The sequence below is a fragment of the Streptomyces sp. NBC_01775 genome, assembly GCF_035917675.1.
In the GTDB taxonomy this organism is placed as follows: Bacteria; Actinomycetota; Actinomycetes; order Streptomycetales; family Streptomycetaceae; genus Streptomyces.
The window spans coordinates 3554849-3567553 of sequence record NZ_CP109104.1 but is presented as its reverse complement, the minus strand read 5'-3'; the positions used below and the strand labels follow the sequence as shown (position 1 = coordinate 3567553).

Sequence of the window (12705 nt, the reverse complement as noted above, 5' to 3'; positions counted from 1 at the left end):
CGGGCGGGTGCGTGGCGGGTCAGGGATGAGTGCATGAACAGGCCTGTCCGTGGGGACTCGGCAGGGATGAATACGTGTCCTAGCCCACAGTTTGACCCAATGTGGAACCGGTCATAGTCCCATTTGCGTTTTGATGCAGAGAGCTGAGACGCAGCATGTCCGTTTTCGGGCACTGCGGGGGGTGTGCGCAGCTATTACCGGGGAGACGTGGGGTTTCGAAGGCAAATGGAGAAGCCAGTGATAACGGTGGGGAAGCGCCGCAAGGGTCTTGCGGCGACGGCCGCGCTGCTCGGCGGTGTGTTGACGCTGAGTGGATGCGGCATGTTCGGCGGGGACGACGGGGGCACGGAGAAATCCTCGGCGAAGTCTGACATATCCGCCGAAAAGAATACTTCGGTCGCACGAATAAAGCTCTCCGCCAAGGACGGCTCCGACAAGGCCAGCATCAACAAGGGCGGCAACGTCGCCGTCAGCAAGGGCAAGCTCACCGCCGTCACCATGAAGGCGGCGCAGAGCGGCACCCCTGTTGAGGGCACGCTCTCCGGCAACGGCAAGAGCTGGAAGCCCAAGCAGCAGCTGGAGCGCGCCACCAAGTACGAGATCACGGCGAAGGCGAAGGACAGCGACGGCCGCAAGGCCGTCGAGAACGCCACCTTCACCACGGTCGCCCCCGACAAGAGCTTCATCGGCACTTACGCCGGTGAGGACGGCGCCACCGTCGGCGTGGGCATGCCGGTCTCGATCACGTTCGACAAGCAGATCACCAACAAGAAGGCCGTCCAGTCCGCGATCAAGGTCAACTCGACCAGCGGTCAGGAAGTCGTCGGCCACTGGTTCGGCAACGACCGCCTCGACTTCCGCCCCGAGGACTACTGGAAGCCGAATTCGAAGGTCACCCTCGACCTCAAGCTCGACGGCGTGGACGCGGGCAACGGAAACACCGGCGTCCAGGACAAGAAGGTCACCTTCAACATCGGCCGTGAGCAGATCAGCACGGTCGACGTGAAGAACTACACGATGAAGGTCGAGCGCGACGGCAAGACCCTCAAGAGCGTGCCGATCTCCGCGGGCAGCCCGTCCAACCCCACGTACAACGGCAAGATGGTGATCTCCGAGAAGCACACGGAGACCCGGATGGACGGCAACACCGTCGGGTTCGGCCGCAAGGGCTCCGAGGGCTACGACATCAAGGACGTCCCGCACGCCATGCGTCTGTCGACCTCCGGCACCTTCATCCACGGCAACTACTGGGGCGCCCCCTTCGGCTCCGGCAACACCAGCCACGGCTGTGTCGGCCTGAAGGACGCCCGGGGCGCGGGCAGCACCACCACCCCCGGCGGCTGGTTCTACAAGGAATCCCTGATCGGCGACGTCGTGGTCGTCAAGGGCTCGCCGGACAAGACCGTCCAGCCCGACAACGGCCTCAACGGCTGGAACATGGACTGGGCGAAGTGGAAGGCCGGCTCCGCGGTCTGATCGCGGAACGCTTCCGGGGCCGATCACAGGCCCGGATCGTCAACGGCGTGGGCCCCTCCGCGAAAGCGGAGGGGCCCACGCCGTTTGTTCCCGAGGGAGCGCGCCCTACTCCAGCCCCAGCACCTTGGGATCGGAGGCCAGGTCGCGCAGGGCCGCGCGGGGGTCGGCCACCAGGCGCCTGGCGCGCAGGTCCATCATGCCGCCCGTCCCCGTCACTTCGGCCGCGAGCGTGCCGTCCGTCTTGCGGACCTCCTGGCGCAGGAAGAAGACCTTGCGTCCGGGAACCCACTCGAAGGCGCAGCTCACCGTGGTCTCGTCGCCCGCCCGCAGCTCGTGCTTGTAGCGCACCGTCTGCTCCAGCGCCACGGGGCCCACGCCCTTGGCCACGATGTCGCTCTGCTCGATGCCGGCCGCCTTCAGATACTCCCAGCGCGCGTGCTCCGTGTACTGGAGGTACACGCTCTGGTTGAGGTGGCCCTGGGTGTCGGTCTCGTAGCCCCGCACGGTCACCGGGACGCTGAACGGCTTGCCCTGCTCCCGCCCTTCAGCCGCGTCCTGCCCCTCTGCCGCGTCTTGGGCCGCTGCGCCGTCCTGATCATTTGTCGCGTTCTGAGCTTGTGCCACGCTGCTCCTCCGCTCGTGCCGGCCCCTCCACCTACCTGCGGGGTGATCGATCCTGTCGCCCCGGACCCGAAACGTGGGCCACGTCGCCCGAATTCCCCATCGAGGGTGAGTGGGCCCATGCCTCGTACGCGTCTCCGGCATACCAGGAGCTGGTGCCGTTGCGCACCCGCCATATCGACGGCGACATCGTGATCGTCGGCGCCGTCGGTGCCGACTACGACCCTGCCACCATGCGCGCGACGTTCGAGCGGCCCCTGGAGGAGGACTGGGCGGTTTCGTTGCCGGCGGGCCGGTCGATCGCGTACCGCCAGTACCCGTCGGCCGCGCGCCGCGCGACGTCGGTGGCCGTCCCCTCGATGTGGACCGGCTCGCCGTCCGGGCCCGTGCCCTCGATCTCCCAGTCCACGACCAGCAGGGCGACGTCGCCCGCGACGTAGGTGTGGCGCGGGCGGACGGTGAGGGGGAGGCCGAGTCCGAGGAAGCCGGCGTTCGCGCGGGCGATGGCCTCGGGGGAGTCGGCGACTCCGCCCCCTGGTGGGGCGAACACGGCGTCCGGCTCGTACATCTGCGCCACCGCCCGGGGGTCGCCGCTGTTGAAGCGGGCCGCGAAGACCGCAGGCACATCTGCGGCCTCCCTGGCGAGGGGGTGTGGGGGAGCGGTTGTTGTGCCGGTGGGGGTGGGGGTGTCGGTGGTGTTCATGCTGGGGTTCACCTCCAGGGTGTGCCGGTGTGGCGCCGTACGCTCGCGTCGTACGGGTGTCCCGACGATAGGAGCCGCTGACGTGACTCACCGAACGGTCAGTTCCGGGAAGCCTGAAGCCGCGCTCGGGCCGCCGCCCGGCCTGCCGGCGGATTCGCGTGCCAGAGTGATGAGGCCGACCGTGTCCTGTCCGGTCGAGATCACCCTCGCGGCCCTGCGCGGCCGGTGGACGACGCTGATCGTGCGCGAACTGCTGCGCGGGCCGCACACCTTCAGTGACCTGGCCGCCGCGCTGCCGGACCTCTCCGCCAAGGTCCTCACCGACCGGCTGCGCCAGCTCACCGAGGCCGGTGTCCTGCACCGCCACCGCACCGTCGGCTGGCCGAGCACCGTGCGCTACGAACTCACCCCGTGGGGGCGGGAGCTGGGGCCCGTCCTCCAGGCGATGTGGGAGTGGGGCGCGCGGGCGGAGCAGGCGGCCGAGGTCGCGCAGGCCGGGCAGGTCGCGGAGGCCGGGCAGGAGGCGTGACGGCCCCCTCCCTCCGGCGCTGATCTCCACCGCCTCCACCCGTCTCCACCCGCTCCACCTGCCACCCGCTCCATCCGTCGCCCATTCCCCGCCCGCTCCTCCCGGGCAGAGCGGGATCGTGCGTGCAAGATGCCCTTCATGTCATCTTCTGTGACGCGTGATCCCCATTGTCGGCTGATCGTCGTCTGTGTGCTCTTCGGCGTGCTGTCGCTGACCGTCGTGCGGCCCGGACTGCCGCTGGGCTGGGACGAACTCGTCTACGCCAGCCGCTTCACGCCGTACGGCCCCGAGACGCCCTTCAGCGCGCCGCGCACCCGGGGCGTGCCGTTGCTGATCGCACCGGTGGCCGCGTTCACCGACTCGGTCGCCGCGCTGCGCTGCTATCTGACGGTGACCGCCTCCCTGGCCCTCTACCTCGGGTATCGGCCCTGGCTGCGGGTGTTCCAGGAGCGGGGGCCGCAGCCGGAGCCGTCGGGCCGGTCGGAAGGGGCCGGTGGGACGGGCGGGGTGGGCGGGGTGGTGCCCCTGGCGGCGGGGTTCTACGGCAGCGTGTGGTTCGCCCTCTTCTACGCGGGCTCCGCCATGCCGAACCACTACGTCGCGATGGGCCTCGCGGCGGCCGTGGGCTGCTTCGTACGCGCGGATCTCACAACGAGTACGTTGAGTACGCCTAGTACCTCGCGTACCTCGCGTACCTCGCGTACCTCGCGCACACCAACATCGCGGCTGTGCGCCGGGATCGGTGCCGGGCTGGCCGGCGCCGCGCTGATGCGGCCCAACGACGCGGTGTGGCCCGCCCTGGCGTTGCTCGCTGTGGCGCTGTGGGCGGTCGCCCGGTCCGGCGAGCGCGGGCGACCGCGCGGACGGTGGGCGTGGATCGCCGGTGCGGTGGCAGCCGGGCCGGCGCTCGCTCTGGTGCCGTGGATCGTGGAGGCTCAGCTGCGCTTCGGGGGTGTGCCGGCGCGGGTGCGGGCCGCGAGCGAGGTCCAAGGCGGCATGCGGCCCGCCTTCTCCCTGCCCGCGCACGCCGCCGCGCTGGACGGCCCGCTGCTGTGCCGGCCCTGCGGGGGCACACCCGTCGGATGGGCCTCGGTCGCCTGGTGGCTGCTGATCCCGCCGCTGGTGACGCTGGGCGTCCACGCGGCACGCGCGCGCGGGCGCACGCGACAGGCGGTGCTGCCCCTCGTGGCGGGGCTCGCCGTCGCGGTGCCGTACCTCTTCTTCATGAGCTACGCCGCCCCCCGCTTCCTGTTGCCCGCCTACGCCCTGCTGGCCCCCGTCGCGGCACTGGGCGGGTGCGCCCTCGCGCCCCGCGTACGCCGCACACCCCGGCTCCGCCCGCTCCGGCCGCTGGCCGCCGCAGCAGTCGCCCTCCAACTGGGCTTCCAGCTCTACCAGTTGGAACTCCACTCGGGCATCCAGGCGGCGGCGCGCGAGGACTGGCGGCGGCTCGACCGACTGCTGAGCGCCCACGGCGTACGGCCGCCGTGCGTGCTGAGCGGCAACAGCTCGGCCGTCCCGGTGGCCCACACCGCCGGCTGCCGCCCCGCCGACGCGACCGCCGCCCACCCCCCGAGCGCTCTCATCCTGCGCGGCCACCCCCTTCCGGCCTGGGCGGCCCGCGCCGGCTGGCGACTCCACCCCGTCCCCGGCACCTACAACCCCGGCTGGCGCGTCGCCCTGCCGCCCGCCGGGGTCACCGGCAGTACGGGCCGGTGGCCCGCGGCTGGGCTCAGGTGGCCTGGGTAGGACTCGGTACTGTGCTCGGCTTCCCGCGCCGACGCCGCTCGTTACGGCCGCCGCCCCGGACCAGGGACACCGTCACCGCGGCGAGTACACCGACCACCGACAGCCCGATCAGCCCGCCCTCGGCGCTGCCCGTCGTGTCCTCCAGTATCCCGAAGACCGTGGGGGAGACGAACCCGCCCAGATTGCCGAGCGAGTTGACCAGAGCGATGGCGGGGGCGGCGATCCGCGCGTCGAGGTAGCTCTGCGGAATGGTCCAGAAGATGGGGGACGCCGTCTTGAACCCCATCGCGGCGAAGCACAGCGCGCCCAGCGCGAGCCAGGGCGAGACGAGCGTCGCGAGCAGTGTGCCGAGCGAGCCCAGCAGCAGCGCGCCGACCAGGAAGGGCCGCCGCTTCCCCACCCGGTCCGAGGTCCGCCCCGAGATGTACACCGCGCCGATCGCGCACAGCCACGGCACCGCGACCAGCAGCCCGACCTCGAACTCGGAGAGTCCGCCGATGTCGTCCACGATGCTCGGCAGCCAGAACGTCACCGCGTACAGGGCCACCGAGATCGCGAAGTAGAGCCAGCAGAACAGCAGCATCTGCGGGTCGGCGAGCAGTTTCCAGCGGGAGATCCGGGCCGTGCCGCGCTCGGCGTCCCTCGCCTCCTGCTCGGTGTCGATCGCCTTGACGATTTCGGACTTCTCCTCGTCGTTCAGCCAGGTCGCGTCCTCCAGCCGGGAGTCCAGGAAGCGGAAGCAGAACAGACCCAGCACGACCGAGGCCATGCCCTCGATGAAGAACATCCACTGCCACCCGCTGTGCCCCCAGATCCCGTGCATCTCCAGGAGCGCGCCGGAAAGAGGTCCGGCGATGACCGACGCGGTGCCGGAGCCCATCAGGAAGATGGCGGTGGCCCGGCCGCGGTCGGCGTCGGGCAGCCATCGGGTGAAGTAGTAGATGACGGCGGGGAAGAAGCCGGCCTCGGCCACGCCGAGCAGGAAGCGCAGCACGTAGAACATCTCGGCGCTGTTGACGAACGCCATGGCGGAGGCCACCAGGCCCCAGGTGATCATGATGCGGGTCAGCCAGACCTTGGCGCCGAAGCGCTCCATGAGCATGTTGCTCGGTACTTCGAAGATGGCGTACGCGACGAAGAAGAGGCCCGCGCCGAAGCCGAAGGCGGTGGAGGAGAGGGAGATGTCGGCCTTGAGGTGGTCCTGGGCGAAGCCGATGTTGACGCGGTCGACGTAGTTGGCCACGAACATCACGAAGAAGAGGGGCACAACGCGTCGGAAGATCTTGTGGACGGCGCTGCGGACGGCGGGGTGCTGCGAGGCGACGTGCGCTTTGTCTGCGGTCACGTGCGGCTCCGTAACGTGAGGGCCGCCCGCCATTGGACGGCTGTGGGGAGAGAAGTGACGCGGGGGGAGTGGGGATGGGGGTGGGGGGACGGGGGTGGGGAACTCGGCACCCGGCCCTCGGGCCCGCCCGTGCCGGGAGGTGTACGGCCGGGAGTTGTACGGGCCGGAGGTGTACGGGGCGGATGCCCGGGGGTCTACCAGCGCGGGATGCGGGGCGGGGTCCAGCCGGGGTCGGCGACGCGCATGGCAGCGGCGTCGTCGCGGTCGCGCATGGTGCCGTCGTCATCCAGCCAGCGCTGGTGCAGCGGGGCGAGCCGGTCGTGGTCGAGCTCGACGCCGAGCCCGGGGGTGTCGGTGACGTCGAGGCGGCCGTCGCGGAAGGTGAGCCGCTCGGTGAGGACGTCCTCGGTCTGCCAGGGGTAGTGGCTGTCGCAGGCGTAGTCCAGATTGGGCACGGTGGCCGCGACATGGGTCATGGCGGCGAGGCTGATGCCCAGGTGGGTGTTGGAGTGCATGGACAGACCGACGCCGAAGGTGCGGCAGATCGCGGCCAGTTCGCGGGTGTTGCGCAGCCCGCCCCAGTAGTGGTGGTCGGAGAGGACGACCTGCACCGCGTCCTTCGTGAACGCCTCACGGATCTCACCGAAGGTGGTCACACACATGTTGGTGGCCAGCGGCACCCCGGCCTTCGCCGCCACTTCGGCCATCCGCCCCGTACCGCTGGCCGGGTCCTCCAGGTACTCCAGGATGTCCCGGAGTTCCTCGGCGACCCGCAGCGAGGTGGGCACGGACCAGGCGCCGTTGGGATCCAGCCGCAGCGGCTGCCCGGGGAAGCGCTCGGCCAGGGCACGGATCGCGGCGATCTCCTGGTCGGGCTCGAAGACGCCGCCCTTGAGCTTGAAGGAGGTGAAGCCGAAGGTGTCGGCGAAGCGTTCGGCCTGAGCCACCACGCCGGCCGGGTCGACAGCCGGACCCCAGTCGTCGGTCTCGCCGCCGGCGTCCGCGGGGTGCTCGGCCCAGCGGTAGAAGAGGTAGGCGCTGTACTCGACACGGTCGCGCACCTTGCCGCCCAGCAGCGCGTGCACCGGCAGGCCCGCCGCCTTGCCCCAGGCGTCCAGGCAGGCGACCTCGAAGCCGGAGATCACCGAGAGGCGCAGCTTGTCGGCCGTCTGCACGCCGCGCAGCCCGCCGACGTCCACCGAGTTCTCGACCCGGGAGGCGTCGACGGCGACCTCGTGGGCCAGGGTGAAGAGCCCGTTCAGATCGGTGACGTGGTGCCCGGTGAGCTTGTCCGCGAGCGGCCGAGCGAGCTCCAGGTACTTGGTGTCGCCGTATGTCTCACCGACGCCGGTCACGCCGCCGGCCGTGGTCACCTCGATGATCAGGCGCGGGGTGTACGGCTGGTGGACGCCCTGGGTGTTCAGCAGCGGCGGGTCGGCCACCAGGATCGGCGTGAGCCGCACCGCGGTGATCGTGAGCTGCTGGGCCGTCGGTGCTGTGGTCGGTACTGCCGTCGGTGCTGTCTTCGGTGCCGCAGTCGGTGCCGTGGTCGGTGTTCGCGTCATCGTGCGGCTCCCACGAGGTCGAGTCCGGTGGCCAGGAGTACTTCGAGGTCGGCGAGGTCGCCGGGCCCCGGGTCGGTGAGCGGGGCACGCACCGGTCCGACCGGCCGTCCGCGCAGCCGGGCCGCCGCCTTGACCAGCGAGACGGCGTAGCCGGGGACGCGGTCGCGCAGCTCGACGAGAGGCACGTAGAAGTCGCGCAGCAGCCGCTCCACCGTCACGTCGTCGCCTTTGCGCTGGGCGGCGAAGAAGGCGTTCGCGATCTCGGGGGCGAAGGCGTGCACGGCCGAGGAGTACGCGGTGACCCCGATGCTGGCGTACGGCCGGGCCTGGACCTCGGCGGTCGCGGCGCCGTTGAAGAAGAGGAAGTCCTCCGGTGCGGCCAGCTTGAGCCGCTGGAGCCGGTCGAGGTCGCTGTGCCCGTCCTTGAGACCGATGACGCCGGGGATCTCCACGAGCGCGCGCAGGCTGTCCATGTCGAAGGTGACCTGGTCGCGCTGGTAGGCGATGAGGGGCAGCCGGGTGCGGGCGGCGATCTGCCGGAGCTGCTCGACCAGCCCGGAGGGCGGGCCCTTGACCAGATAGTGCGGCAGCACGAGTGCGGCGTCAGCTCCCGCCTCCTCCGCGATCCGGGCGAACCGCGCGGCCTGCGCCCAGCCGTACCCGATCCCGGCGACGACCGGCAGCCGCCCGTCGGCCTCGTGCACGGCCGCCGTGACGACCCGGCGGTACTCGTCCTCGTCGAGGGAGAAGAACTCCCCCGTGCCGCACGCCGGGAAGAGCGCACCGGGGCCGGTCTCGATCTGTGCGGCCAGGTAGTCGCGGAAGGCGGGCAGATCGAGTGCGGTGGTGCCGCCGCCGTCCTTGTCGGTCGAGAAGCTGGTGAGCGGGAACGAGAGGACACCGGTGGCCATGCCCTCCCGCAGCCGGACCGCTGTTGTCGCCGCGGCGGCCTTGTCGGCCGTCATGGATATCTCCCTATGTAGATGGCGTCTATCTATGGAGATGGAGGTTAGAGATGTGAACAGGGACCGTCAATAGGGCCGCAGCGGCTGCCGCGAGCTCCACCGGGGCGTGCCCGTCCGGCGCGGATTACGATCTGACCCATGGCGGATATTGGGGGCGGGGGCGTACGCGAAGTGAAGTCCGCGGGCCGCACGGTCGACCTGCTGGAACTGCTCGCGGCCCGCGGGGACCAGCCCGCACGGCTGCGTGAACTCGTCGAGGAGCTGGGAGTGCCCCGCAGCAGCATGTACGCGCTGCTCCAGACGCTGATCGACCGTGGCTGGGTGCGGACCGACGCCACCGGCTCGCTGTACGGCATCGGCATCCGGGCACTGCTCACCGGCACCAGCTACCTGGACAGCGACCCGCGGGTGCGGGTGGCGCGGCCGTACATGGACGAGGCGTCCGACGCGCTGGGGGAGACCATTCACCTGGCGCGCCTGGACGGCGGCGACGTCGTCTACCTCGCGACCCGCGAGTCGCACGAATACCTGCGGCCCTTCAGCCGGGTCGGGCGGCGGCTTCCCGCGCATGTGGGGGCGCTGGGAAAGGCCCTGCTGGCCGAGCGGGACGACGGCGAACTGCCCGTGGCGGAAGGCCCGTTGGAGCAGCTGACCCCCCATACGCACCCCGACCGGGCCTCGCTGGTGGCGGACCTGGCGCAGGCACGGGTGCGCGGATACGCGGTGGACCGGGAGGAAGGGGTACCGGGGATCGCGGGGTTCGGATTCGCGCTGCGGTACGACGCGCCGGCGATGGACGCGATCAGCTGCTCGGTGCCGTCGGCCCGGCTGGCGGAGGGCAGGGAGGAGCGGATCGTCACCGTGATGCGGGAGATCCGGGAGAAGATCGAGGCGGCGGCACCACGGGCGGGCGCTGCGGGGCCGCAGTGGCGGTAGGAGTCCCCCTCCTGCCCTCTTCCTGCCCTCAGCCCTTCGTTCCGGTGGTCATCGAGGACCGCCGCCCGCGCGCGAGCGTGATGCCCGCGTCCGAAGCGTCATGCGCGTGATGCCCGCGCCCGAAGCGTGATGCCGGCGCCCGAGGGGGCCCGAGCGGGCCCGAGGGCTACTTCTTCTGGCAGCCGACCAGCTCCGCGCTGGTCGCGCGGGACGTCGTACGGACGGTGATCACCGTGTCGACGCGGGACTTCGGCGCGGCGATCGCCGCGTCCTTGCGGCCGACCTCGCCGCCGCTCTCCGCGCGGGTGCGCAGCGTGCACACCCCCGCCGTGCCCGCGTCCTTGCGGACCTCCAGGTGGACCTCGACGGCGCTGTCCGAGACGACCTTGAACTTGATCAGCTCGCCGCTGACCTCCTGGCCCGAGATGTAGGAGGAGCCGATCCAGGCGATCAGGGCCAGCATCAGGACGCCCAGCACACCGCCGGTGATCTTCAGGCGACGGTCCGTGCGCGCCTCGGCGCCCCGCACCGTGCCCCGCGCGCGTCCGTAACGCCCTTCGGGGACCTCTGGGGCCTCCGGGACCTCTGGGACTTCCTGGGCCTCCTGGCGCAGGTCAACCATGGTCCGTTCCTCTCAGCGGGGTGGCCGGGGCGGGTGGCGGAGAATACGGGGAATACATCAGGGCGCTGATTCGGTCACTATAGAAGCCGCCCGCGAAACTCCTGAGGGCGGGCCGCTGAGGGCGGGCTGAGGCGGGGCCGCTGTGACCTTACGAGGATTGAGTCTTGACTGAGCAACTGCGACTGATGGCCGTGCACGCGCACCCCGACGACGAGTCGAGCAAGGGCGCGGCGACCATGGCGAAGTACGTTGACGAGGGGGTGGACGTGCTGGTTGCGACGTGCACCGGGGGAGAGCGGGGCTCCATCCTCAACCCGAAGCTCCAGGGTGACACCTACGTCGAGGAGCACATCCACGAGGTGCGCAGGAAGGAGATGGACGAGGCCAGGGAGATCCTCGGCGTCAAGCAGTCGTGGCTCGGCTTCGTCGACTCCGGGCTGCCCCAGGGCGACCCGCTGCCCCCGCTCCCGGAGGGCTGCTTCGGCGTCCAGGACGTGGACGAGGCGGCGGGCCCGCTGGTGCGGCTCATTCGCGAGTTCCGGCCGCAGGTGCTGACGACCTACGACGAGAACGGCGGTTACCCGCACCCGGACCACATCATGACCCACAAGATCACGATGGTGGCCTTCGAGCACGCCGCGGACACCGAGAAGTACCCCGAGGCGGAGTTCGGCCCCGTCTGGCAGCCCCAGAAGATGTACTACAACCAGGGCTTCAACCGCGAGCGCACCGTCGCGATGCACAACGCCATGCTGGAGCGGGGCCTGGAGTCGCCGTACACGGAGTGGCTCAAGCGGTGGGAGGAGATGGGGATCAAGGCGCGCGAGATCACCACGTACATCCCCTGCGGCGAGTACTTCGAGATCCGCGACAAGGCGCTGATCGCGCACGCCACGCAGATCGATCCCGACGGAGGCTGGTTCCGGGTCCCGCTGGACGTCCAGCGGGAGGTCTGGCCCACCGAGGAGTACGAGCTGGCGAAGTCGCTCGTGGACACATCCCTCCCCGAGGACGACCTCTTCGCGGGCATCCGCCAGAATTGACGGTATGAGCCCGACGCAGACAACGCTGGTCCAGGTCCTCCCCCTCGCGGCGAAGGACCTGGACGAGAACAAGGTCACCCCCGGCGTCCTCGGTTTCATCGTCTTCGCTGTGATGGGCATGGCGGTGTGGATGCTGATGAAGTCGATGAACAAGCACATGAAGCGGGTGGACTTCGAGGAGAAGCCCACCTCCTCCGCCTCCGGCGCGTCCGACGGCGCGCCGGCCGCCTCCGAGGCCCGCCGCGAGGCGGCCGAGGAGCCGGTCAAGAAGGAATCGGCGGCCGAGCCGGCGGCCGAGAAGGAACCGGCCGCGTCGGCGGCCTCCGCCGCGCCCAAGCCGAAGACAACCGGCTGAGGCGCCTCCCCTCTCCTCGGACAGGAGCACCCATGCTGTTCGGCAGGTCCAAGAACCAGATCCCCGCTCCGGAGGAGGCCCTCCCGGGCCGCCCGGAGCCCGCCTACCCGGTCCCCGAGCGCCACACGGTCCTCGGCACGCCACTCCAGGGCCCGTATCCGGAGGGTCTGGAGACCGCGGACTTCGGCATGGGCTGCTTCTGGGGCGCCGAGCGCGTCTTCTGGCAGACGGACGGGGTCTACACGACCCTGGTCGGCTATCAGGGCGGCTCGACCCCGAACCCCTCCTACGAGGAGGTCTGCTCGGGTCTCACCGGCCACACCGAGGCGGTACGCGTGGTGTACGACCCGGCGAAGGTGTCGTACGAGACCCTGCTCAAGCGCTTCTGGGAGGCCCACGACCCCACCCAGGGTTTCCGCCAGGGCAACGACACGGGCACCCAGTACCGCTCGGCCGTCTACACCCACTCCGAGGCCCAGGCCAAGGCGGCGCAGGCGTCCCGCGACGCCTACCAGCAGGTCCTGACCTCCGCCGGCCATGGCGGCATCACCACCGAACTCCTCCCCGCCTCCGCTCGTCCCTTCTACGCGGCCGAGGGATATCACCAGCAGTACCTCGACAAGAACCCCGCCGGCTACTGCGGCATCGGCGGGACGGGTGTGAGCTGCCCGATCGGGCTTACACCGACAGAGGAGTGATCGCACTCAGCAGTGCTCGTTCCATGGCTGCGGCCCCATGATGGCCGCCCTCTCCCGAAACCGAGCGAGGGCGGCCATCATGGGGCCGCAGCCACATA

At 70.6% G+C, this 12705-nt stretch carries 13 protein-coding genes; 7 read left to right on the top strand and 6 right to left on the bottom strand.

What is annotated here, in order from left to right; genetic code table 11:
- Positions 1-225: 225 nt before the first annotated feature.
- Positions 226-1476, top strand: a complete 1251-nt coding sequence (locus OHB04_RS15860) for a L,D-transpeptidase (RefSeq protein ID WP_326807668.1) — start codon at positions 226-228, stop codon at positions 1474-1476.
- Between the two features lie 105 nt (positions 1477-1581).
- Here the strand turns inward: OHB04_RS15860 and OHB04_RS15855 are convergent, their stop codons facing one another.
- Positions 1582-1986, bottom strand: coding sequence for an acyl-CoA thioesterase (locus OHB04_RS15855; protein WP_326809457.1), 405 nt, complete (start codon positions 1984-1986; stop codon positions 1582-1584).
- A gap of 328 nt (positions 1987-2314) precedes the next feature.
- On the bottom strand, positions 2315-2800 hold the full coding sequence (locus tag OHB04_RS15845) for a YybH family protein (RefSeq protein ID WP_326688338.1): 486 nt from the start codon (positions 2798-2800) through the stop codon (positions 2315-2317).
- A 181-nt stretch (positions 2801-2981) separates the two neighbouring features.
- On the opposite strand from OHB04_RS15845, the gene OHB04_RS15840 reads away from it, so the two are divergent.
- Complete coding sequence (locus OHB04_RS15840) at positions 2982-3329, top strand: winged helix-turn-helix transcriptional regulator (protein WP_326807667.1); 348 nt, start codon at positions 2982-2984, stop codon at positions 3327-3329.
- Between the two features lie 138 nt (positions 3330-3467).
- The gene (locus OHB04_RS15835; protein ID WP_326807666.1) at positions 3468-5078 is read left to right on the top strand and encodes a hypothetical protein; all 1611 of its coding nucleotides are present in this window, start codon (positions 3468-3470) and stop codon (positions 5076-5078) included.
- Here the strand turns inward: OHB04_RS15835 and OHB04_RS15830 are convergent.
- The 3 genes from OHB04_RS15830 to OHB04_RS15820 all read right to left on the bottom strand — a co-directional run bounded on the left by OHB04_RS15830 (position 5062) and on the right by OHB04_RS15820 (position 8953).
- Complete coding sequence (locus OHB04_RS15830) at positions 5062-6456, bottom strand: MFS transporter (RefSeq protein ID WP_405805248.1); 1395 nt, start codon at positions 6454-6456, stop codon at positions 5062-5064. The genes OHB04_RS15835 and OHB04_RS15830 overlap by 17 nt on opposite strands.
- A gap of 161 nt (positions 6457-6617) precedes the next feature.
- A complete protein-coding gene (locus tag OHB04_RS15825) occupies positions 6618-7988 on the bottom strand; it encodes a glucarate dehydratase family protein (RefSeq protein WP_326807665.1) in 1371 nt (456 codons plus the stop codon).
- Entirely contained in the window at positions 7985-8953 is a 969-nt protein-coding gene (locus OHB04_RS15820; protein WP_326688334.1) for a 5-dehydro-4-deoxyglucarate dehydratase, read from the bottom strand. Before OHB04_RS15820 ends, OHB04_RS15825 begins: the two co-directional genes overlap by 4 nt.
- A 138-nt stretch (positions 8954-9091) precedes the next feature.
- Here OHB04_RS15820 and OHB04_RS15815 point away from each other — a divergent pair, with 138 nt between their 5' ends.
- Entirely contained in the window at positions 9092-9889 is a 798-nt protein-coding gene (locus OHB04_RS15815) for an IclR family transcriptional regulator (RefSeq protein WP_326688333.1), read from the top strand.
- A 166-nt stretch (positions 9890-10055) separates the two neighbouring features.
- Here OHB04_RS15815 and OHB04_RS15810 read toward each other — a convergent pair whose 3' ends face one another.
- On the bottom strand, positions 10056-10511 hold the full coding sequence (locus OHB04_RS15810) for a DUF4307 domain-containing protein (protein ID WP_326688332.1): 456 nt from the start codon (positions 10509-10511) through the stop codon (positions 10056-10058).
- A gap of 164 nt (positions 10512-10675) precedes the next feature.
- On the opposite strand from OHB04_RS15810, the gene mca reads away from it, so the two are divergent.
- From mca to msrA, 3 genes are read left to right on the top strand one after another with little or no spacing between them, the layout of a single operon-like run.
- Positions 10676-11554, top strand: coding sequence for a mycothiol conjugate amidase Mca (gene mca, locus OHB04_RS15805; protein WP_326688331.1), 879 nt, complete (start codon positions 10676-10678; stop codon positions 11552-11554).
- 4 nt (positions 11555-11558) lie between these two features.
- On the top strand, positions 11559-11909 hold the full coding sequence (locus OHB04_RS15800) for a hypothetical protein (protein WP_326688330.1): 351 nt from the start codon (positions 11559-11561) through the stop codon (positions 11907-11909).
- A 32-nt stretch (positions 11910-11941) separates the two neighbouring features.
- Positions 11942-12607, top strand: coding sequence for a peptide-methionine (S)-S-oxide reductase MsrA (gene msrA, locus OHB04_RS15795; protein ID WP_326688329.1), 666 nt, complete (start codon positions 11942-11944; stop codon positions 12605-12607).
- Positions 12608-12705: the final 98 nt, after the last annotated feature.